Source organism: Mycobacterium cajalii (assembly GCF_045809005.2).
Lineage (GTDB): Bacteria > Actinomycetota > Actinomycetes > Mycobacteriales > Mycobacteriaceae > Mycobacterium.
This window is the reverse complement of record NZ_CM141436.1, coordinates 5,845,580-5,866,742: the sequence shown is the minus strand read 5'-3', so window position 1 is coordinate 5,866,742 and position 21,163 is coordinate 5,845,580. Positions and strand designations below refer to the sequence as shown.

General features: G+C 70.4%; 21 protein-coding genes and 2 pseudogenes. 16 read left to right on the top strand and 7 right to left on the bottom strand.

All coding sequences use genetic code 11. The annotated features are described in order from the left end of the window. Nucleotides 1-197 precede the first annotated feature (197 nt). The gene (locus tag ACJ512_RS28110; protein ID WP_407686016.1) at nucleotides 198-593 is read right to left on the bottom strand and encodes a hypothetical protein; all 396 of its coding nucleotides are present in this window, start codon (nucleotides 591-593) and stop codon (nucleotides 198-200) included. Between the two features lie 411 nt (nucleotides 594-1,004). On the opposite strand from ACJ512_RS28110, the gene ACJ512_RS28105 reads away from it, so the two are divergent. The 4 genes from ACJ512_RS28105 (at nucleotide 1,005) to ACJ512_RS28090 (ending at nucleotide 2,543) form a co-directional block, all read left to right on the top strand. Next, the gene (locus tag ACJ512_RS28105; RefSeq protein ID WP_407686017.1) at nucleotides 1,005-1,247 is read left to right on the top strand and encodes a DNA-binding protein; all 243 of its coding nucleotides are present in this window, start codon (nucleotides 1,005-1,007) and stop codon (nucleotides 1,245-1,247) included. Further along, a complete protein-coding gene (locus ACJ512_RS28100) occupies nucleotides 1,247-1,657 on the top strand; it encodes a type II toxin-antitoxin system death-on-curing family toxin (protein WP_407686018.1) in 411 nt (136 codons plus the stop codon). The genes ACJ512_RS28105 and ACJ512_RS28100 overlap by 1 nt, the downstream gene beginning before the upstream one ends. A 215-nt stretch (nucleotides 1,658-1,872) precedes the next feature. Further along, the gene (locus tag ACJ512_RS28095) at nucleotides 1,873-2,082 is read left to right on the top strand and encodes a hypothetical protein (protein WP_407686019.1); all 210 of its coding nucleotides are present in this window, start codon (nucleotides 1,873-1,875) and stop codon (nucleotides 2,080-2,082) included. Between the two features lie 101 nt (nucleotides 2,083-2,183). After that, complete coding sequence (locus tag ACJ512_RS28090; protein ID WP_407686033.1) at nucleotides 2,184-2,543, top strand: hypothetical protein; 360 nt, start codon at nucleotides 2,184-2,186, stop codon at nucleotides 2,541-2,543. Nucleotides 2,544-2,602: 59 nt separating this feature from the next. On the opposite strand, the gene ACJ512_RS28085 is transcribed toward ACJ512_RS28090, so the two are convergent. Beyond that, complete coding sequence (locus ACJ512_RS28085; RefSeq protein WP_407686034.1) at nucleotides 2,603-2,932, bottom strand: WhiB family transcriptional regulator; 330 nt, start codon at nucleotides 2,930-2,932, stop codon at nucleotides 2,603-2,605. 340 nt (nucleotides 2,933-3,272) lie between these two features. Between ACJ512_RS28085 and ACJ512_RS28080 the strand changes: the two genes are divergently transcribed. The 9 genes from ACJ512_RS28080 to egtE all read left to right on the top strand — a co-directional run bounded on the left by ACJ512_RS28080 (nucleotide 3,273) and on the right by egtE (nucleotide 12,848). After that, a complete protein-coding gene (locus tag ACJ512_RS28080) occupies nucleotides 3,273-4,448 on the top strand; it encodes a sensor histidine kinase (RefSeq protein WP_407686035.1) in 1,176 nt (391 codons plus the stop codon). A 103-nt stretch (nucleotides 4,449-4,551) separates the two neighbouring features. Further along, entirely contained in the window at nucleotides 4,552-5,067 is a 516-nt protein-coding gene (locus ACJ512_RS28075; RefSeq protein WP_407686020.1) for a hypothetical protein, read from the top strand. Between the two features lie 93 nt (nucleotides 5,068-5,160). Next, entirely contained in the window at nucleotides 5,161-6,609 is a 1,449-nt protein-coding gene (locus ACJ512_RS28070) for a catalase (RefSeq protein WP_407686021.1), read from the top strand. A gap of 32 nt (nucleotides 6,610-6,641) precedes the next feature. Next, entirely contained in the window at nucleotides 6,642-7,304 is a 663-nt protein-coding gene (locus ACJ512_RS28065) for a sensor domain-containing protein (RefSeq protein WP_407686036.1), read from the top strand. Between the two features lie 151 nt (nucleotides 7,305-7,455). Next, nucleotides 7,456-8,745, top strand: a complete 1,290-nt coding sequence (egtA, locus tag ACJ512_RS28060) for an ergothioneine biosynthesis glutamate--cysteine ligase EgtA (RefSeq protein ID WP_407686022.1) — start codon at nucleotides 7,456-7,458, stop codon at nucleotides 8,743-8,745. Then, nucleotides 8,742-10,040 carry an ergothioneine biosynthesis protein EgtB gene (egtB, locus tag ACJ512_RS28055; RefSeq protein WP_407686023.1) on the top strand — a complete coding sequence of 433 codons (1,299 nt, stop codon included), beginning with the start codon at nucleotides 8,742-8,744 and terminating at the stop codon, nucleotides 10,038-10,040. Before egtA ends, egtB begins: the two co-directional genes overlap by 4 nt. After that, nucleotides 10,040-10,747: an ergothioneine biosynthesis protein EgtC gene (gene egtC / locus ACJ512_RS28050; protein WP_407686024.1), complete on the top strand. Its 708-nt coding sequence runs from the start codon at nucleotides 10,040-10,042 to the stop codon at nucleotides 10,745-10,747. Before egtB ends, egtC begins: the two co-directional genes overlap by 1 nt. Continuing rightward, nucleotides 10,747-11,712, top strand: coding sequence for an L-histidine N(alpha)-methyltransferase (gene egtD, locus ACJ512_RS28045; RefSeq protein WP_407686025.1), 966 nt, complete (start codon nucleotides 10,747-10,749; stop codon nucleotides 11,710-11,712). Before egtC ends, egtD begins: the two co-directional genes overlap by 1 nt. Beyond that, nucleotides 11,709-12,848 (top strand): ergothioneine biosynthesis PLP-dependent enzyme EgtE, encoded by a 1,140-nt coding sequence (gene egtE / locus ACJ512_RS28040; RefSeq protein WP_407686026.1) that lies wholly within the window; start codon nucleotides 11,709-11,711, stop codon nucleotides 12,846-12,848. Before egtD ends, egtE begins: the two co-directional genes overlap by 4 nt. A gap of 1 nt (nucleotide 12,849) precedes the next feature. Here the strand turns inward: egtE and ACJ512_RS28035 are convergent, their stop codons facing one another. Next, nucleotides 12,850-13,542, bottom strand: a complete 693-nt coding sequence (locus ACJ512_RS28035) for a class I SAM-dependent methyltransferase (RefSeq protein ID WP_407686027.1) — start codon at nucleotides 13,540-13,542, stop codon at nucleotides 12,850-12,852. Nucleotides 13,543-13,555: 13 nt separating this feature from the next. Beyond that, nucleotides 13,556-14,794: pseudogene (locus ACJ512_RS28030) on the bottom strand (glutamate-cysteine ligase family protein); the annotation flags it as partial. 113 nt (nucleotides 14,795-14,907) lie between these two features. Between ACJ512_RS28030 and ACJ512_RS28025 the strand changes: the two are divergent. Beyond that, nucleotides 14,908-16,218: an ISL3 family transposase gene (locus ACJ512_RS28025; RefSeq protein WP_461479911.1), complete on the top strand. Its 1,311-nt coding sequence runs from the start codon at nucleotides 14,908-14,910 to the stop codon at nucleotides 16,216-16,218. Between the two features lie 223 nt (nucleotides 16,219-16,441). Here ACJ512_RS28025 and ACJ512_RS28020 read toward each other — a convergent pair. Further along, nucleotides 16,442-16,693 (bottom strand): annotated as a pseudogene (locus tag ACJ512_RS28020) (glutamate--cysteine ligase); the annotation flags it as partial. Between the two features lie 91 nt (nucleotides 16,694-16,784). Between ACJ512_RS28020 and glpK the strand changes: the two are divergent. After that, nucleotides 16,785-18,347 carry a glycerol kinase GlpK gene (gene glpK / locus ACJ512_RS28015; RefSeq protein ID WP_407689208.1) on the top strand — a complete coding sequence of 521 codons (1,563 nt, stop codon included), beginning with the start codon at nucleotides 16,785-16,787 and terminating at the stop codon, nucleotides 18,345-18,347. A 78-nt stretch (nucleotides 18,348-18,425) separates the two neighbouring features. On the opposite strand, the gene ACJ512_RS28010 is transcribed toward glpK, so the two are convergent. Next, nucleotides 18,426-19,160: a PadR family transcriptional regulator gene (locus ACJ512_RS28010; protein WP_407689200.1), complete on the bottom strand. Its 735-nt coding sequence runs from the start codon at nucleotides 19,158-19,160 to the stop codon at nucleotides 18,426-18,428. 154 nt (nucleotides 19,161-19,314) lie between these two features. Continuing rightward, the gene (locus tag ACJ512_RS28005) at nucleotides 19,315-20,142 is read right to left on the bottom strand and encodes an RDD family protein (protein ID WP_407689201.1); all 828 of its coding nucleotides are present in this window, start codon (nucleotides 20,140-20,142) and stop codon (nucleotides 19,315-19,317) included. Nucleotides 20,143-20,167: 25 nt separating this feature from the next. On the opposite strand from ACJ512_RS28005, the gene ACJ512_RS28000 reads away from it, so the two are divergent. Further along, nucleotides 20,168-21,160 (top strand): stage II sporulation protein M, encoded by a 993-nt coding sequence (locus tag ACJ512_RS28000; protein ID WP_407689202.1) that lies wholly within the window; start codon nucleotides 20,168-20,170, stop codon nucleotides 21,158-21,160. Nucleotides 21,161-21,163: the final 3 nt, after the last annotated feature.

Sequence of the window (21,163 nt, the reverse complement as noted above, 5' to 3'; positions counted from 1 at the left end):
CGGGGGTGGCGGATCTGCATGCGCTGGGGTGGCTGCGAAGGCTGCGAAGGCGGTTATTGCTGCGGCGACGAGTAGTCGTTTCATCTTCTCTCCAAGATGTTGCTCAGTCCGCTTGGAAGCCCGATAAGCAGGCAGTGTCTCTCTGTAGGTGTTCGCTCGCGGTGAAAACAGTCGTTCCCGTTGAAGGGTGCGGCCGGTCATCGTCTGGTCCGTATCGGCCTGGTGAGCATCGGGGTGGTTGGCCAGTCGGTCAGGACGTGCCGTACCGATACCGGGGCCGTCCGCGGCTTCGGCGGTGGGTTGAGCGGCGCCGGTAGCAGCGGGTGTGGGCTGAAGATCGCCCGGGCCATCCGTTCGCGGTGTTCCCAGTCGGCTCGGGCAGCGATGGCGGCGCGTCTGCGGTTACGCCGGTCGACCCATACGGCCGCGGTGACGATCAGCAGCGGTATGCAGAACCACGGGTAGGCCAGGATCACGCCGACGATGGTGTACAGCACGGGAAGTGCCAAGAGGACCGCAGCGACCGGGTGGCGTTCGTGCCAGACGTCGCGGGGCTCCTCGAAACCACACTTGGGACATGAGTGGGTCGCCATTGCTATCTCCTCTCGCCGAGATTCCGTCCGCAGTGCGTCCGCAGCAGATCCAGAACAGCCATTTTGCCGCCAGCAACACAAACGCCTGTGACCTGCGCGAACTACTTCTTTCAAGTTACGTCTGCTTTGCCAAACGCGCAGAAACGGGTTCGCGGTCAACCCGTTCAAGCCCTGATCGGAGGCCAGCGGCCGCGTTGTGGATCCGGGCGCCGGTGTCCGACTGCGAGGGCTGAGCCGGTACTCGATGTCGACCTTCTCGCGGACCTTGTGCAACCACCGTGCCATCTCTGTCCTATGCGCTGGGGGATGACGCGCAACCGGCGGTGCCCGTGCCTGGCCGAGCTGCTGACTTCGGCAATATCACAGATTACGAGGGTGGACACCAAAGTGCCACCATGCCATCATGGTGGCATGGACACCAACGCCGCGCACGCATCGCAGGGAACCATCGCCCTCACACTGCGCCTGCCGGCCGAGCTGGCCGAAGCGGTCAAGAACTACGCGTTTCTCACGAACACCTCGGGCAACGAGGTGATCAAGCGGGCTGTCATCGAATACATGAAGGCGCATGCGCAAACCGACATGGTTCGCGCGGCCTTCGAGAAGGCGCTGGAACAGCACAAGGTTGCGTTCGACAAGTTGGCCGACCTTTGATGTTCACCTTGTATCTGACCTGCGACAACGTGGAGATGCTCAACGCGCGGTTCGTTGGCCCCGACATGCTCCGAAACTTTGGGTTGCTCGATTCGGCGGTGATGCGGCCGCAGGCGAGTGCATTTGGTGACGACGCGTACCCCACCATCCACGAGAAAGCTGCAGCGCTTCTGCACGGGCTGGCGCGTAACCACCCGTTCGTCGACGGAAACAAGCGCACGGCGTGGGCGGCAACGTCTGTTTTCTACCAAATCAACGGTTATGGGCTGTCGGTTGACGACGGCGCCGTTGTGGCCCTCGTGGTGGATGTTGCCGAGGGTCAGCTTGATGTGCCCAACATCGCGGCCACTCTCAAAGCCTGGGTGCGACCGCTCCCAGTGGCCGACGATTGGATGTGCTCGCCCGACTGATAGTGCGAATGCGCCTGATGGGTTCGCGATCACGACCAGCTCAACCCGTTCAAACCGGATTAGCGACCAGCAAATGTTTCGGCGCCGTTTCCACGTTGCCGGGCGAGATGTGCTACCCCCTTCCACGAGTTACGGTCGACGGCACGAAGTCAACAACCTGCGCGCGACGCGCGGGGGATGTCATCGCGTCCGAGCCGAGAACGAAGGATTTGATGGTGCCTGAAGCTGGAAAGCGGCTTGCGCTCTTCGGCGGCGCCGCGTGGGTCGCGCTGGCGGCCCTGTGCGTCGGCGGCGGCGCCGGAGCGGCGACCACCACGGCGGCCCCGCCGACGTCCGGGCAGCCCGCGCCGCCGCCCACGGAGCCCACGGAGATCTACGAGGAGCCGCACGACCTCGGCGGCGGCGCCGGCGGCGGCATGGGGTGACCGCATTCGCCTCATAGCCGCTACATAAGTGGCGCATAGCCGCGGCCGGTGTTTACGCGTGCATCATTTGTCTCATGAGTGAAACACCCGAAAACACGACAGTGCGGTCTTCGACCGCGACGGACCCGGCGCCCGTTCCCGCCACCGGGGCGCCCCACAAGACCCCGCGGGTTTTCCAGGTCGCGGCGTGGGTCGCCATCGTCGCCGGCACGGTCTTCATCGTGGCGGTGATCTTCTTCACCGGCTTCGTGCTGGGCCGGCACGCCGGGTTCCCCGGACACCATGGCGGCTTCCACCACCACAAGCACCACGCGATGATGATGCACCCGCACGGTCCGGGCGGGCCGGGCGGCGCGGGCCCCGCGGCGCTCCCCGGCGGCGGGCCCGGGACGATGCGGCCCGGTAACGGCCCAGGACAGGTGCCGTCCTCGGTCTCCCCGTCGGTGACGCCTTCGCCGTAGGGCTAGACCGAAGCGAGGGCCCGGCGCTCACCGGAGTGCCGGGCCGTCGGCCCTTGGTGTCACGCCGATCGGCCGGTGCCGCGGGTCTTGCGCCGGGTGACGAAGAGGTCGCGCCAGGACGCCACCTCGGGATGCTGCTTCAGCAACGCCCGCCGCTCCCGTTCGGTCATGCCACCCCAAACACCGAACTCCACTTGGTTGTCGAGCGCCTCGGCGAGGCACTCGGCGATGACGGGGCAATGCCGGCAGATGGCGGCCGCGCTGCGCTGTGCCTTCCCGCGAACGAAAAGTTCATCGGGATCGCTGGAAAGGCAGTGCGCTTGCGACACCCAGTCGATGTTGGTTGCGGCTGCGGCGACGGTGCGGACGTAGGCGGGTTTTGTTCTCACTTTCGATGCTCCTGTGTGCGGTTCGTGTTCGCCCACCCCGGGCGACCACTATTCCCGCGCGGCTCAGCGGTGTCTGTCCGCCGACCGGCGGGTGCACGGGATGAATCGAGTGTCCCCCGATTGGGGGAACGGCAGCCCGCCGCTGTGCGACACTGACCGCCATGATCGGCGCGCCGGCGACCGACAAGGTGCGTGTGGTCGTGGGCGTGGACCACCCGCCGTTCCCCAGTGGGCGCATGCGCGCGCTGACGTCGAGCGGCGAGGTCGACGCCCGGTGATCGCGGCGGGGCTGTCGCTGCGGCGCTGTGGCGCGGACTGCTCGAGGAGCGTCGGCCGCCCGCTGGCTCGATTCGTCGACTTCGTCTCCGCCGAACCCGTCCGACTGTCGGCGTTCCTGCGCTTGCCGCTGATCGGTCTGATCGTCTTGCTGGTCTCGGTGTGGGAGGTCGAGCACTGGTTGCCGCTGGGCTATGCGCTGATACTCAGCACTTACAGCGTCGCCGCACTGGTATGGGCGGTGGTGGTGCTGCGCGGCCCGGTGCCGTCGTGGGCCGGCTGGGTCTCGACAGGCATCGACGTGCTGGCCGTGGTGGCGCTGTGCGTGGTGTCGGGAGGGGCCACCGTGGCGTTGCTGCCGGTGTTCTTCCTGCTGCCGATCTCGGTGGCGTTCCAGGACCGCCCGGCGCTGGCCGCCGCCGTCGGAATCTGCACCGCCTTCGGTTACCTCGGTGTGTGGATCGTCTATTCCAAGCGTGATGACACGGTCGAGCTGCCGACCGTGGTCTACACGCATTTCGGACTGCTGCTGTGGTTGGCGGCCGCGATGACCGCGCTGTGTTACTTCCTGACCCGCGCCGCGGCGCGCGTGGCGGCTCTGCTGGACATGCGCCGCACCCTTGTCGCGGAATCGATGCGCGCCGACGAGCGGCACTCCCGCGCGCTGGCCGAGGAACTGCACGACGGACCGCTACAGGACCTGCTGGCGGCGCGGCTCGACCTCGACGAAGTCCGGGAGCGCTATACCGGTCCGGGGCTGGACGCCGCCTACCAGGCGGTGCAGAACACGGTGACCCGCCTGCGCGGCACCGTCACCGCGCTGCATCCCCAGGTGCTCTCCGAATTGGGTCTCACCGCCGCGCTGCGGGAGCTGATCAGCGACTACGAGCAGCGCGGGAACTTCGTCGTCGAAGCCGACCTCGAAGACGTCGATCGGCCGCGGTCGCAATCCTTGCTGTATCGCGCCGCCCGCGAATTGCTCGCCAACGTGTACAAGCACGCTGGGGCGCGCACCGTGCAGGTCGGCCTCACCCGGGAGGCCGACACCATCACGCTGAGCGTCGTCGACGACGGGAGAGGGTTCGACCCTGCCATCGTGCGTCGGCGTGTGGCCGAAGGACATATCGGGCTGGCGTCGCTGATGGTCCGCATCGACGCAATGGGCGGATCGATGAACCTGACGTCGACGCCGGGCGGGGGCACGCGGGTATCGGTGACCACCGCCGCCGGCGCCGACTGAACGCGCCCGGGCACCCGCGCGGGATGGGCACCGGATCTCAATTCACAGCAATTTTGTCCCTGGGTCTGTTAACGCGGTTGCCACCCGGGGCAGTATTCAAGTCATGACTGAAACACCCGAGCCGTCCGCGCAGCCGACGCCCGTTCCTCCCGGACCACCGCAGCCACCGCCGGCGCCGCCGCAGCGGCCCAAGCCGCCGAGGCTCTACACGGCCGCGGCGTGGGTGGTGATCGTCGCGGGCATCATGTTCATCCTGTCGGTCATCTTCTTCTCGGGGGCGATGGTGTTCGGCTACGGCCACTGCCACCACCGCCATCACCCCGGCATGATGTTCGGTCCCGGAGGTCCCGGAGGTCCCGGAGATCCCGGCCCGGGCCCCGGTCCGGGAATGGGCCCGTGGGGCCCCGGCCCCGGCCCGGGAGGCTTCGGGCCCGGCGGCCCCGGCCCGTGGCCGTTCGGCGGGCCCGGTGGCCCGGGGATGATCGTCCCCATGCCTCCCGGCGGGCCCGGGGGGCCGGGCGGCCCGGGTGGGCCCGGCGGCGGTCAGGCCGGCCCGGGCGGCGGCCCCGGTCAGGCGTCGAGCACGCCGGCGCCCAGCCCCCCGGGTCCACGCCCGTAGCACGGATTGGGAACCGGGCGGTGCGGGTAACCGTCTGCGCGGTAAGGCCCGCGCAGACGGCCGACACCGAACGGCTGAAGAAAAGAGGGCGAGATGACGGATCGCTACACCACAACGGATGCCGGAATCCCCGCACCCAGCGACGACCAGTCGCTCACCATCGGGCCCGACGGCCCGATCCTGCTGCAGGATCACTACCTGATCGAGCAGATGGCGATGTTCAACCGGGAGCGCATCCCGGAACGCCAGCCCCACGCCAAGGGCGGCGGCGCGTTCGGCCACTTCGAGGTGACCAACGACGTCAGCCGGTACACCCGGGCGGCGGTGTTCCAGCCGGGCACCAAGACCGAGATGCTGGCCCGGTTCTCCACCGTCGCCGGCGAGCGCGGCAGCCCGGACACCTGGCGGGACCCGCGCGGCTTCGCGCTGAAGTTCTACACGACCGAAGGCAACTTCGACATGGTCGGCAACAACACGCCGGTCTTCTTCATGCGCGACCCGCTGAAGTTCCAGCACTTCATCCGCTCCCAGAAGCGCACGCAGGCACGCAACGTGCGCGACCACAACATGCAGTGGGACTTCTGGAGCCTCTCCCCGGAATCGGCGCACCAGGTGACCTGGTTGATGGGCGACCGCGGCATCCCGAAGACCTGGCGGCACATGAACGGTTACAGCAGCCACACCTACAGCTGGATCAACGCCGCCGGTGAGATCTTCTGGGTGAAGTACCACTTCATCACAGACCAGGGCATCGGATTCCTGACCCAGGAGGAGGCCGACCACCTGGCCGGCGCTGACGGCGACTACCACACGCGTGACCTGTACGACGCGATCGAGCGCGGCGAGCACCCGAGCTGGACGTTGAAGATGCAGATCATGCCCTACGAGGAGGCCCGCAACTACCGGTTCAACCCGTTCGACCTGACCAAGGTGTGGCCGCACAGCGACTATCCGCTGATCGACGTCGGCAAGATGACGCTGACCCGCAACGTCACCGACTACCACGCCGAGATCGAGCAGGCCGCCTTCGAGCCGAACAACACCGTGCCGGGCACCGGCCTGAGCCCGGACAAGATGCTGCAGGCCCGCGGGTTCTCCTACTCCGACGCGCACCGCGCGCGGTTGGGGACCAACTACCGGCAGATCCCGGTCAACGAGCCCAGGGTCGAGGTGCACAGCTACTCCAAGGACGGGGCCATGCGGATCAAGAACGCCTCCGACCCGGTGTACGCGCCGAACTCCTACGGCGGGCCGCAGGCCGACCCGGCGCGCGCCGCCGAGGTGCGCTGGCACGCCGACGGGGACATGGTGCGCTGCGCCTACACCCTGCACGCCGAGGACGACGACTGGGGCCAGGCCGGCACCATGGTCCGCGAAGTGATGGACGACGAGGCGCGTGAGCGGTTGGCGCACAACATCATCGGTCACGTGTCCAAGGGCGTCAAAGAGCCGGTGCCCTCGCGGGTGTTCGAGTACTGGCGCAACGTCGACCCCGACCTCGGGAAGAAGGTCGAGGAGGGGGTTCGCGCCAACGAGGGCTGATTCCGGCGCCTGGCATGATCGGCTGCATGACCATGCGGGCCGCAGCGGCGGCTCTGGCCATCGGCGCCGTCGGGGCCAGCGGGACCGTCGGCCCGGCTCTCGGGCGTCCCGTCGCGGCCGCCGCGCCCTCCGAGCCGGGCGTGGTGTCCTACGCGGTGCTGGGCAAGGGGTCGGTCGGCAACATCGTCGGCGCGCCGATGGGCTGGGAGTCGGTGTTCACCGAGCCGTTCCAGGCGTTCTGGGTGGACGTGCCGGCCTGCAACAACTGGGCCGACATCGGGCTGCCCGAGGTCTACGACGACCCCGACCTGGCATCGTTCAACGGGGCGACCACCCAGACGTCGGCCACCGACCAGACCCACTACGCCAAGCAGGCGGTCGGGGTGTTCGCCACGAACGACGCCGCGGCCAGGGCCTTCCACCGGGTGGTGGACCGGACCGCGGGCTGCTCGGGACAGACCACGGCGCTGCACCTGGACGACGGGTCCACCCAGGTCTGGTCGTTCGCCGGGGGTCCGGCGACGGCGACCGACGCGGACTGGACGAAGCAGGAGGCCGCCACCGATCGGCGCTGTTTCGATCAAACCAGGCTGCGTGAAAACGTTTTGCTGCAGGCCAAGGTCTGCCAATCTGGCAACGCGGGGCCCGCGGTCAACGTGCTCGCCGGAGCGATGCAGAACGCGCTGGGTCAATAAATGCGAAAAGCTGGGTATCCGTGTAGGCCGTGCGGCGAAAAGGCGCGGAAACGGGAATATGTCGGCACGGTCTGCAAGATGAAATGGTCGTGGTTATCGTCGGGATAGTTGCCCGAGCGAGCGGTCCGCAGGGGCCCGGAGGGATCGTGATATGACGTTCGCCGGCACCACCGGCGCGGCCTCGCAGCTAGCCACGACCTGCCCGGTCGAAGCCGAGATGGCCGATGCCTCGGCCGCCGCCTCCTATATCGCCGGCAGCTGCCTGGCCGACGGATCGCTGGGGCGGGTCGGACTCGAGGTGGAGGCGCACTGCCACGACCCGACCGATCCGCACCGCAGGCCGGGCTGGGACGAGATTCTCGAGGTGCTGGATTTTTTGCCGGCGCTGCCGGGGGCCAGCGCGGTCACCGTCGAACCCGGCGGGGCCGTGGAACTGTCCGGGCCGCCCGCCGACGGCGTCGTGCCGGCGATCAACGCCATGCACAGCGACCAGGCGGTGCTCCAGAAAGCCTTCGCCGACGCCGGGCTCGGCCTGGTCTTTTTGGGGGCGGACCCGCTGCGGCCGCCCCAGCGCATCAATCCCGGGGCGCGCTACCGCGCCATGGAGCAGTTCTTCACCGCCGACGGCTTCCGGGATGTCGGCGCGGCGATGATGACGTCGACCGCCTCGATCCAGGTCAATCTGGACGCGGGCCCGCAGTCCGGGTGGGCGCAGCGGGTGCGGCTGGCGCACGCGCTAGGGCCGACGATGATCGCGATCGCGGGCAACTCGCCCATGCTGGGCGGTGAACTGTCCGGCTGGTCGTCCACCCGGCAGCGGGTCTGGGGCCAGATGGACTCGGCGCGCTGCGGGCCGGTGCTGGGTGCCAGCTGCGACGACCCCGGCACCGAATGGGCGCACTACGCGCTGAACGCGCCGGTGATGCTGGTGAACGACCCCGAGGCCGTCGCCGTCACCCACTACGTGCCCTTCACCGACTGGGTGGACGGCCGGGTGCTGCTGGGCGACCGCCGCCCGACGACCGCCGACCTGGAATACCACCTGACCACCCTGTTCCCGCCGGTCCGTCCGCGCCAATGGCTGGAGATCCGCTACCTGGACAGCCTGCCGCAGGCGTTCTGGCCTGCCGTGGTGTACACCCTGGTGGCCCTGCTCGACGACCCCGCCGCCGCCGCCGTCGCCGCCGAAGCCGTCGAACCGGTGGCCACCGCGTGGGACACCGCGGCGCGCGTCGGGCTGCGGGATCGCCGGCTCTACACCGCGGCCAATCGGTGCGTGGCGCTGGCTGCGGAGCGGGCCCCGGCAGAGCTGAGCGAGGGGATGCAGCGGCTGGCCCGGGCCGTGGAGCAGGGCCGCTGCCCCGCCGACGACTTCTGCGACCAGGTCACCGAGCACGGTGCGGCGCCGGCGGTGGCCCGGCTGGCGCGAGCGGGCCTGTGAGTTCTCGGGAGCGGATCGCCGACGACCTGGCGCGCGCGCGGGCGCGGACGTTGCGGCTGGTCGACTTCGACGACGACGAGCTGTGCCGGCAGTACGACCCCCTGATGAGCCCGCTGGTGTGGGACCTGGCGCACATCGGGCAGCAGGAGGAGCTGTGGCTGCTGCGGGGCGGCGACGCCGCCCGGCCCGGGATGCTGCCGCCGGCCGTCGAGGGTCTCTACGACGCCTTCGTGCATTCCCGCGCCAGCCGCGTCGAACTGCCGCTGCTGTCCCCGGCGCAGGCGCGCTCCTACTGCCGGACGGTGCGCTCGGCGGCGCTGGACGCCCTCGACGTGCTGGGTGAGGACGAGGACGGCTTCGTCTACGGCATGGTGGTCAGCCACGAGAACCAGCACGGCGAGACGATGCTGCAGGCGCTGAACCTGCGCACCGGCGCCCCGCTGCTGCCCGACACCGCGGTGCTGCCGGCGGGCCGGCCGGGGCTGGCCGGCACCTCGGTGCTGGTGCCCGCCGGCCCGTTCGTGCTGGGGGTCGACGCCGCGGCGGAACCGTTCTCCCTGGACAACGAGCGGCCCGCCCACGTGGTCGACCTGCCGGCGTTCCGCATCGGCACCGTGCCCGTCACCAACGGCGAATGGCGGCAGTTCCTCGACGACGGCGGCTACCGGCAGCCGCGGTGGTGGTCGGAGCGCGGCTGGCAGTATCGCCGCAGCGCGGGGCTGACCGCCCCGCAGTTCTGGAGCGCCGACGGGGCGACCCGCACCCGGTTCGGCCACGTGGAGGACATCCCGGCCGACGAGCCCGTCCAGCACGTCACCTACTTCGAGGCCGAGGCCTACGCGGCGTGGGCCGGGGCGCGGCTGCCCACCGAGGCGGAGTGGGAGAAGGCCTGCGCGTGGGACCCGGCGACCGGGACGCGCCGGCGCTACCCGTGGGGCGAACAGGCGCCCTCCGCCGCCCTGGCCAACCTGGGCGGGTCGGCGCTGCGCCCCGCACCCGTCGGCGCCTACCCGGGCGGCGCCTCGGCGTACGGGGTCGAGCAGCTGCTCGGCGATGTCTGGGAGTGGACGTCCTCGCCGCTGCGGGGATGGCCGGGCTTCGTCCCGATGGTCTACGAGCGGTACTCCCGTCCGTTCTTCGACGGCGACTACCGGGTGCTGCGCGGGGGATCGTGGGCGGTGGAGCCGGGCATCGTGCGGCCCAGCTTCCGCAACTGGGACCACCCCTACCGCCGCCAGATCTTCTCCGGCGTCCGGCTGGCCTGGGACGCCGAGGGCGCGGGGGGCGGCGCCTGATGTGCCGCCACCTCGGCTGGCTGGGCGCCGACGTCACGGTCTCCTCGCTGGTGCTCGAGCCGCGCTATGGCCTGCGGGTGCAGTCCTACGCCCCGCGCCGGCAGAAGAACGGCCTGATGAACGCCGACGGTTGGGGCGTCGGCTTCTTCGACGGCGCGTCGGATCCGGCGGCGCCCCGGCGCTGGCGCAGCGCGGCGCCGCTGTGGGGTGACGTGTCGTTCGAGTCGGTCGCGCCGGCGCTGCGCAGCCACTGCGTGGTCGCCGCGGTCCGCTCGGCGACCGTCGGCATGCCCATCGAGGCCAGCGCGACCGCGCCGTTCACCGACGGGCGGTGGCTGTTGTCGCACAACGGCGTCGTCGACCGCGCCGTGCTGCCACCGGCACCCGCCGAATCGGCTTGCGACAGCGCCCTTTTGGCGGCCACCATCTTCGCGCGCGGGCTCGACGCCCTGGGTGAGACCGTCGCCGGGATCGGCGCCGCCGACCCCGCCGCCCGGCTCAACGTGCTGGCCGCCGACGGGTCGCGCCTGCTGGCGACGACGTGGAACGAGACGTTGTCCATCCTGCGCCGCGACGATGGTGTGGTGCTGGCCAGCGAACCCTACGACGACGACGGGGGATGGGAGGACGTGCCGGACCACCACCTCGTCGAAGTCACCGCCGAGCGGGTGACATTCACCGCGCTGGACAACCCGAAAGGATCGTGATGACGCTGTCGCTGTCCAACCACCTGGCCGCCGACTCGGCGTACCGCGCGTTGCGCCGCGACGTGTCGGAAGGCCTGCAGAGCACGCCGAAGACGTTGCCGCCCAAGTGGTTCTACGATCCGCTGGGCAGCGAGCTGTTCGACCAGATCACCCGCCTGCCCGAGTACTACCCCACGCGCGCGGAGGCGGAGATCCTGCGGGACCGGGCGGGCGAGATCGCGTCGGCCAGCGGGGCGGACACCCTGGTCGAACTGGGCAGCGGGACCTCGGAGAAGACCCGGACGCTGCTCAGCGCCCTGCACGGCCGCGGTTCGCTGCGCAAATTCGTGCCGTTCGACGTCGACGCCAGCATGCTCTCGACGGCCGCGGAGGCCATCCAGCGCGAATACCCGGGCGTCGAGATCCGGGCCGTGTGCGGCGATTTCGAGGAGCACCTCACCGAGATCCCCGACGGCGGCCGGCGCCTGTTCGTGTTCCTGGGGTCGACGATCGGCAACCTCACCCCCGGACCGCGCCGGGAGTTCCTGGCCAACCTGGCCGCGGTGATGCGGCCGGGCGACAGCCTGCTGCTGGGTACCGACCTGGTCAAGGACACGGGCCGGCTGGTGCGCGCCTACGACGACTCCGCCGGGGTGACGGCGCGGTTCAACCGCAACGTGCTGGCGGTGATCAACCGCGAACTCGACGCCGACTTCGACGTCGACGCCTTCGCGCACGTCGCCCGCTGGAACGCGTCCGAGGAGCGCATCGAGATGTGGTTGCGGGCCGATCGCGCCCAGCGGGTGCGCGTCGGCGCCCTGGAGCTGACCGTCGACTTCGCCGCCGGCGAGGAGATGCTGACCGAGGTGTCGTGCAAGTTCCGGCCCGACGGCGTCAGCGCCGAACTGGTCCGCGCCGGGCTGCGCCGATCCGGGTGGTGGACGGACGCCGCGGGAGACTTCGGGCTGTCGCTGGCCGTGATGTGACCCACGGCGACTCGCTGGCCGACCGGTGGCGGTCGGCCCGCCCACCGGTGGCCGGGCTGCACCTGGACAGCGCGGCCTGTTCGCGCCAGAGCCTCGCGGTGATCGACGCCGCCGCCCGGCACGCCCGCCACGAGGCCGAGGTCGGCGGCTATGTGGCCGCGGAGGCCGCCGCGCCGGTGCTCGAGGCCGGACGGGCCGCCGCCGCCGCGCTGAGCGGCAGGCCCGACGCGGAGGTCGTCTACACCACCGGCGCGCTGCACGCGCTGGACCTGCTGCTGGGCGCCTGGCCCGCCGACCGGCGCGTGGTGGCGTGCCTGCCCGGCGAATACGGCCCGAACGTGGCCATGCTGGCCGCCCACGGGTTCGAGCGCCGGCTGCTGCCGACCAGGGACGGACGGCTGGCGCTCGACGACGCGGCCTTCGTCCTGGACGCCGACCGGCCCGACCTGGTCCACCTGACCGCGGTGGGCAGCCACAGCGGTGTGGTGCAACCGGTTTCGATGGTCGCGCGGCTGTGCGCGGAGCTGGACCTGCCGCTGGTGGTGGATGCCGCCCAGGCGCTGGGCCAGATCGACTGCGCGGTGGGCGCCGACGTGACGTATGCGACGTCGCGCAAGTGGATTGCCGGGCCGCGCGGGGTGGGTTTCCTGGCGGTGCGCCGCGACCTGATGGAGCGGCTGCGCCCGAGGCTGGAGCCGCCGGAGTGGACCTCCCCGCTGAGCGTGGCCCGGCAGCTGGAGTTCGGCGAGGCCAATGTCGCTGCGCGGGTGGGGTTTTCGTGCGCGCTCGGCGAGTATTTGGCGTACGGGCCCGACGCCGTGCGGGCGCGGCTGGCCGAGCTGGGCGCGGCCGGGCGCACCGCGCTCGCCGACGTGCCCGGCTGGGCCGTCGTCGAGGAGGCCGAGGAGCCGGGCGCGATCACCACCCTGGCCCCGACCGACGGCGCCGACCCGCAGGCGGTGCGGGATTGGCTGCTGTCCCAGCGGCGGATCCTGACCACCTACGTCGGGGTGCAGCGGGCGCCGCTGGAGCTCTCGGCGCCGCGGCTGCGTATCTCGCCGCACGTGGACACCACGGCCGGGGACCTGGAAACCTTCGCCGAGGCGCTGATCGCGGCGACGGCCGCCACCGGGTAGGTCAGCCCGCCTTGTGCGCGGTGAGCAGGTAGGCGGGCAGCTTCATCCGGCCCTGCTCGTCGCGCTCGTGTGCGGGCATCTCGAACGGTGCGTCGGCGGCCGGCGGGATGTTCGCGTGGATGTAGGCGGGCCGGATCTCGTCGATCTCCCAGTATCTGCTCACCGCGGCGCGCAACTCGTCCTCGTCGACCTCGTTGGGCTTGGTCTCCATCTCGGCGGGGAAGGCGCCCTTGGCGAAGACCAGCACGAAGTAGCCGGCCCCCGGCGCGGCGGCGCGGTGCACCGCGCTCAGGTAGCCGTCGCGGCCCTCGACCGGCAGCGAATGGAACAGCGTGGAGTCCACGACCGTGTTGAACCGGCCGGCCGAGCCCGGCGGGTAGGCGGCGAAGTCGGTGATGTCGGCCCGCACGAAACTGGCGGTGCTCAGGCCCCGTTCGGCGGCGGCCCGGGTGGCCGCCGCGACCGCGGTGGGGGTCAGGTCGATCCCGACCACGGTGTAGCCTTCGGTGGCCAGCGCCAGCGACAACTCCGCGAACCCGCACCCGGCGTCGAGCACGTCGCTGCGGAACCTGCCGGCCGCCAGCAGCGCGGCGAGTTCGGGTTGGGGCGCACCGATGTTCCACGGCGGCGGACCCTCGAACTCCCCCTCCCCGCGGTAGGCGCTGTCCCAGTCCATCACGTCATCGGAAGTCATGGCTTCCAACGTACTAGCGTTCCCAGGTGTGCACCGGCTCGTTGGCGTGCATGTGTGCGCAGTAGCGCCGCAGCATCTCGGCCAGGGCGGCGGGCCTGGTCATCCCGCCGTCCTGCAGGGCCCGCACGGTCGACACCTGCCAGGTCGCCCCGTTGCGGCCGGTCGCGGCGCGGCCCTCGATGACGCCGAGTAAGCGGTCGCGCACCCCGGCGTCGACCCCCCAGCGGCGCAGCCCCTCGTGGGCCAGGGGCAACAGCGTGTCCAGCACCAGCCGCGACGGCGTCACCTCGCCCACGCCGGGCCAGTGCAGCCGCGCGGCCATGCCGCGCCGCGCCGCCTCGAGGAAGTTCGCCTGTGCCGCGCCGAAACTCATCGCGTTCCACAGCGGCTGCTGCGCCTCCGACAGGCTGCGCAGCAGCCCGTAGTAGAACGCCGAGTTGGCCAGCATGTCGATGACCGTCGGGCCGGCCGGCAGCACCCGGTTCTCCAGCCGTAGGTGCGGGCGACCGACCCCGTCGCTTTCCGAGACGTCGTACACCGGCCGGTTCCAGCGGTACACGGTCCCGTTGTGCAGGCGCAACTCGGAGAGATGCGGGACGCGCCCGGCCGCCAACTCGGCGGCGGGATCCTCCTCGGACACCTCGGGCAGCAACGAGGGGAAGTAGCGGATGTTCTCCCTGTAGAGGTCCAGCACCGAGGTGATCCAGCGTTCGCCGAACCACACCCGCGGTCGCACGCCCTGGGTCTTGAGCTCCTCGGGGCGGGTGTCGGTGGACTGCGCGAAAACCTCGATGCGGGTCTCCGCCCACAGCCGGTGGCCGAAGAAGTAGGGCGAGTTGGCGGCCAGCGCCAGCTGCGGCCCGGCCAGCATCTGGGCCGCGTTCCAGTTGGCCGCGAACTCCTCCGGCGCCAGTTGCAGGTGCAATTGCATGCTGGTGCAAGCGGATTCGGGGGCGATGGAGGCGGCGCTCCAGGTCAGCGGCTCCGGCCCGGAGATGTTGATCGGGATGTCCTCACCGCGGGCGTCGAAGATCGAGTCGTTGAGCGCCGCATAGCGCCGCGACTCGCTCATCCAGTTGCCCCGCAGGTGCTCGGGCATCAGGGTGGGCAGGATGCCGATCATCACGATGTGGGCGCCGCCCGAGTTCGCCTTGTTCTCGGCCTCGTTGAGGCTGGCCCGCACCTCGGCCTCCAGGTCGGAGGCGGTGTGCCCGGCCAGCGCGCGGGGCGGCACGTTGAATTCGATGTTGTAGGGGCTCCCCTGACGCTTCCGTGGGTGGTTTTGTGCGCTGAGTAGGCGCACGTCGTTGTGGCTTAGGGTTTCTGGCTGTCAAAGGTCAGGAACCAAAGGAAGCGGGCAACGACGTGCGCAATGCGAGGTTATGGCGTGCGCTGCTGGGTGTCGATAGGCGCACGGTGGTCGAGGACATCGAATTCTGCGAGGAGGACGAGGGCGCCGAGGTGGTGGTGGCGCGGGTGCGCCCACGCAGCGGTGTTTCACAGCGTTGTGGGCGCTGTGGGAGCAAGGCGCCTTGGTATGACCGCGGGGAGGGTCTCCGCCGGTGGCGGGGCCTGGATTTGGGGACGGTGCAAGTGCTGTTGGAGGCCGAGGCGCCGCGGGTGAACTGCCCCACCCACGGGCCGACCGTGGTTGCGGTGCCGTGGTCGCGTCATCACGCCGGACACACGCTGGCCTTCGATGACACGGTGGCCTGGCTGGCGGTGGCTTGCTCGAAAACGGCGGTCTGCGAGTTGATGCGCATCGCGTGGCGCACCGTCGGGGCGATCGTGGCGCGGGTGTGGGCCGACACCGAAAAGACTGTTGATCGGTTTGCCAACCTACGCCGGATCGGCATCGACGAGATCTCCTACAAACGCCACCACAAGTACTTGACGGTGGTCGTTGACCACGACAGCGGGCATCTGGTCTGGGCCGCGCCGGGACGCGACAAGGCGACCCTGCGACGCTTCTTCGACGCTTTGGGTGCTGAGCGGGCCGCGTTGATCACCCACGTCTCCGCCGATGCCGCGGACTGGATCGCTGCCGTGGTCGCCGAACGCTGCCCGGACGCGATCCTGTGCGCCGATGCGTTTCATGTCGTGTCCTGGGCCACCGAGGCCCTTGATGCCGAGCGGCGCCGGGCCTGGAACGATGCGCGGACGCTGGCCCGTAGCGAGCCCAAACGCCGCCGCGGCCGCCCCGCCAACGACGCCGCACCCAGACCCGGACACGAGCAGGCCCGCCGACTCAAAGCCGCCCGCTACGCGCTGTGGAAAAACCCCGAAGACCTCACCGAACGCCAGAGCGCCAAGTTGGCCTGGATCGCCAAAACCGACACCCGGCTTTACCGCGCCTACCTTTTGAAAGAGGGCCTGCGGCATGTGTTCTCGGTCAAAGGCCAACAAGGCAAAGACGCCCTCGATAAATGGACCTCCTGGGCGCGGCGCTGCCGCATCCCGGTGTTCGTCGAGCTGGCCCGCCGCATCGTGCGCCACCGTCAAGCCATCGACGCTGCCCTCGACCACGGCCTATCCCAAGGACTGATCGAATCCACCAACACCAAGATCCGGGTCCTGACCCGCATCGCATTCGGCTTCCACAACCCCGCCGCACTGATCGCCCTGGCCATGCTCGCCCTCGGCGGGCAGCGACCCGCCCTACCCGGCCGCGGCTGACACCCCCCACCAGGGCACCTCTCGGAGGGTGCCCCCTTCCCCGAGCGTTGCCGATTCTGCGCCACCCGCTCGTCGGCGTCCATGTCGTTCCGCCTCGCTGCGCTCGGGGGCTCCACATGGACCCCTCCCTACGCGAGGCAGCGCCAAAAGCAACTATCGCGGAAAGGACCAGACAAACGTCCAACCATCACCAGATCGGACCCACGGATGCGTCAGGAGAGCCGTTGTAGGCGCCCAATTCGGACTGGTAGGCGGGGTCGGCGATGGCGTCGAGCACGTAGCGGTTCGCCATGGCCGGCTGGTAGTCGGCGTCGACGAGGTTGCACTCGATCTCCATGCCGGTCAGCGGCCGGTCCGAGTCGAAGTGCGATTGCGCGAGCATCGTCTCGAGAACGTCCAGACACAGCCGCACCTTGCGCCGGTATTCCCGCCTGTGTGCGCGGTTATACGTGGTGCGCTTGACCTCTTCGCCCACATCGCCGATGGAACAGGTTTACCGGCGCGGGCGCAAGGGCGCGGGGTCAACCGGCATGTTCGCTGCGCTGCCGAGCAGCGGGTGGACCATCATGGAGACGCCAGGAAGTGTCGCAGTTCACGCCGGAGGAGAGCCGTTGCCCGAGTTCATCGCCGCCATCGACCAGGGCACCACCAGCACCCGGTGCATGATCTTCGACCACGACGGCGCCGACGTGGCCTGCCATCAGCTCGAGCACGAGCAGATCCTGCCCCGCGCGGGCTGGGTGGAACACAACCCGGTCGAGATCTGGGAGCGCACCGCCTCGGTGCTGATGACGGCCCTCAACGCCGCCCGGCTGGGACCGAAAGACATTGCCGCGCTGGGCATCACGAATCAGCGGGAGACGACGCTGGTGTGGGACAGGCGCACCGGTCGGCCGTACTACAACGCGATCGTGTGGCAGGATACGCGCACCGACCGCATCGCGTCGGCGCTGGACCGCGACGGGCGCGGCGAGGTGATCCGCCGCAAGGCGGGCCTGCCGCCGGCGACGTACTTCTCCGGCGGGAAGCTGCAGTGGATCCTGGACAACGTCGACGGGGTGCGCGCGGCCGCCGAGAGGGGTGAGGCCCTGTTCGGCACCGCCGACAGCTGGGTGTTGTGGAACCTGACCGGCGGCGCGCGGGGCGGGGTGCACGTCACCGACGTGACCAACGCCAGCCGGACCATGCTGATGGATTTGGAGACGCTGGACTGGGACGACGAGCTGTTGTCGTTCTTCTCGGTGCCGCGGGCGATGCTGCCGGCGATCGCGCCGTCGTCACCGCGGCAGCCGTACGGGGTCACGACGGAGTTCGGGCCGCTCGGTGGCGAGGTGCCGATCACCGGGGTCCTCGGCGACCAGCACGCGGCGATGGTCGGCCAGGTGTGCCTGAAGCCGGGCGAGGCGAAGAATACCTACGGGACCGGCAATTTCCTGCTGCTCAACACCGGCGAGGCGATCGTGCGCTCCGGCCACGGCCTGCTGACCACCGTCTGTTACCAGTTCGGGGACGCCGAACCCGTTTACGCCCTCGAGGGTTCGATCGCGGTCACCGGTTCGGCCGTGCAGTGGCTGCGCGACCAGCTGGGTATCATCGGCGCCGCCGCGCAGAGCGAGCTGCTGGCCCGCCAGGTCCCCGACAACGGCGGGGTGTACTTCGTGCCGGCGTTCTCCGGGTTGTTCGCCCCGTACTGGCGCTCCGATGCCCGCGGCGCGATCGTGGGCCTGTCCCGGTTCAACACCGCCGCACACCTGGCCCGTGCGACGCTCGAGGCGATCTGCTACCAGAGCCGCGACGTGGTGGATGCCATGCAGGCCGACTCCGGTGTGCCCCTCGAGGTGCTCAAGGTCGACGGCGGGATCACGGCAAACGATCTGTGCATGCAGATCCAGGCCGACGTGCTGGGAGTGGACGTGGTGCGGCCGGTGGTCGCCGAGACCACCGCGCTGGGCGCCGCCTACGCGGCCGGCCTGTCGGCCGGCTTCTGGACGGGCCCCGACGAGCTGCGGGCCAACTGGCGCGAGGGCAGGCGCTGGACACCGTCCTGGGACGACGACCGGCGCGCCGCCGCGTACGCGGGCTGGCTCAAGGCGGTGCAGCGGAGCCTGGACTGGGTGGATATTCCTTAACCGCGAGCGTGCGCGTCGGTACGCCGACACGCCGGTGCGGCTGTACATCTGCGCACGCTCGCGGTCAAAGGATGGGGGTCAGTCCTCGCCGAGGATGCCGTAGATCTCCCGGCGCGCGGTGTTGACGATCTCGACGATGCGCTGCTGCTGTTCGGCGGTGGCGGTGTGCGCGGATTGCGCCACCGCGCCGAACAACTGGCCCACGGCGGCCCGCAGGTTCATCTGGCCCGGGTCGGCGCCCTCGGCGATCTCGTCCCACGGCGGGGTCTCGATCTTGCCGGCGGCCGCGCGGCCCTCCTCGGTCAGCTCGAAAAGCTTCTTGCTGCCCGCGGTCTCGCTCGCGGCGATCAGGCCTTCGTCGTCGAGCAACTGCAGGGTCGGGTACACCGACCCGGGGCTGGGCTTCCATATCCCGTTGCTGCGCTCGGCGATCTGCTGGATCATCTCGTAGCCGTGCATCGGCCGCTCGGCCAGCAGCACCAGGATGGCCGCCCGCACGTCGCCGCGCCGTCCGCGGCCGGGCCCGCCGCGACGGCCTCCGCCGCCGCGGCGCCCGCCCGGCCCGAAGCCGAACCCGGGCCCGAAGCCCGGGCCGAAGCCCGGCCCGAATCCGGGGCCGAAGCCCATCGGCCCGCCATGGTCGCCGGCGTGGTCGCGCAGGTGCTCGAAGAACTCGTGCCGGGCGTGCCGCCTGGCGCCGCGCAGGGCGCGCCGGAGGGGCGGTGCCCCCAGTGCGGGCCCCGGCCCGAAGCCGAGGCCCGGGCCGGGCCGGTCGCCGAACGGGCCGTTGCCCGGTGTGAATGGGTGGTTCATTGTGTTGTCCTTACGTCTGGTGGGTGAAGCGACGGTCGTCCGCTTCGATATATAACGATATATCGCGAACTAACGCGATGCAACGTCGAGGGCGCGCGGGGACCACGTTGGCCCGTCCCGCAGGGGACGGGCCGGCAGGGGGAGTGCCGGGCGATCAGCGCGGCGGGGCGAACCCGCCGGGCGGCGGCCCCAACGGCGGCCACGGGGCGGCCGGCGGGCCGTAACCCCACAGCGGTGGACCCGGCGGTCGCAGGCGCGCCAGTTCGCGACGGTGCCGTTCGGCCAGGACCGCGGCGAGCACGAGTTCCGGCGGTGCGCCGGGCGGGGGTGGCGGGGCGATGCGTGACACGACGTCGACGGCGATCCGGTACGCCATCTGCTGGCGCAGGCCGGGATCGAGTTGCGGTGCCCGGGAGAGGAATTGGCGTGCGACGTCGGCCTGGCCGGCGTCCAGGCCCGACAGCTGTAGCGACGACGCCCACCACGCCAGCGCCGGTGGCATCGCGGGCGGCGGCGCCATCCGGGGCCCGCGTTCGCTGACGACCACGGTGCCGGCGAAGACGTCACCGATTCGTTTGGCCCGCGGCGAGAGGATGCTGCAGATGACGGCGGGGCTGCCGGCCAGCATCCAGATCTCCACGACCGATGCCAGCGCGCGAAACAGGGCCTGCCGGAACCGTTCCGGGCCGCCGTCATCGGACACCACCCGCAGGCCCATCACGATCTTGCCGACCGACCTTCCCCGCGTGGTGGTTTCGAAGATCAGCGGGTACCCGACGATCACCAGCACCGTGAAGACGATCAGGATGGCGGCGGTCAGCGCGCTGTCGAACTGGGTCAGGGTGGCGGCCCACAGCAGCAGCCCCAGCACGTAGCAGACGAATATCACCGCGATGTCGATCAGCGCGCCCACGGCCCGCACGGGCAACTGGGCGATCTGCACGTCGAGCACCACGGCGTCCCCGGTCACCACCTCCGACATAACACCGAACGGTACCCTGCCCAGGGTGGACGTCGACGCATTCGTGCTGACCCATCGCGCTACCTGGGACCGGCTGGACCGGCTGGTCAAGGGGCGCCGGTCGCTGACCGGCGCGGAGGTCGACGAGCTCGTCGAGCTCTATCAGCGGGTGTCCACCCACTTGTCGATCCTGCGCTCGGTGTCCTCGGACTCGCTGCTGACCGGCAGGCTGTCGAGCCTGGTGGCCCGCGCGCGCTCGGTGGTGACCGGCGCGCACGCACCGCTGAGCAGGACGTTCGTCCGGTTCTGGACGGTGTCCTTCCCGGTGGTCGCCTATCGCACCTGGCGGTGGTGGCTGGGCACGGCGGTGGTGTTCCTGGCCGTGGTGGCGGTCATCGCGTTGTGGGTGTCGGCGAACCCGGAGGTGCAGTCGGCGGTCGGAACGCCAAGTGAGATCGACGAATTGGTCAACCACGACGTCGCCTCGTACTACAGCGCGCACCCCGCGGCGGCGTTCGCGCTGCAGGTGTGGGTGAACAACTCCTGGGTTTCCGCGCAGTGCATCGCGTTGTCGGTGCTGCTGGGGTTGCCGATCCCGATCGTGCTGTTCAAGAACGCCGCCAACGTCGGCCTGATCGCCGGACTGATGTTCAACGCGGGCAAGGGCGGTGTCCTGCTCGGCCTGCTGGCCCCGCACGGGCTGCTGGAGCTGACCGCGGTGTTTTTGGCGGGCGCGACGGGCATGCGGCTGGGCTGGTCGGTGATCTCGCCGGGGGACCGCCCGCGCGCACAGGTGTTGGCCGAGCAGGGCCGCGCCGTCGTGTCGGTCGCCGTGGGTCTGGTGGCGGTGCTGCTGGTGTCCGGGCTGATCGAGGCGCTGGTGACGCCGGCGCCGTTGCCGACGGCCGTGCGGGTCGGCATCGGCGTGCTGGCCGAGGCCGCGTTCCTGTCGTACGTGGTCTACTTCGGTCGCCGGGCGGCGAAGGCCGGGGAGTCCGGCGACATCGAGGACGCCCCGGACGTGGTCCCGACGGGCTGAGTC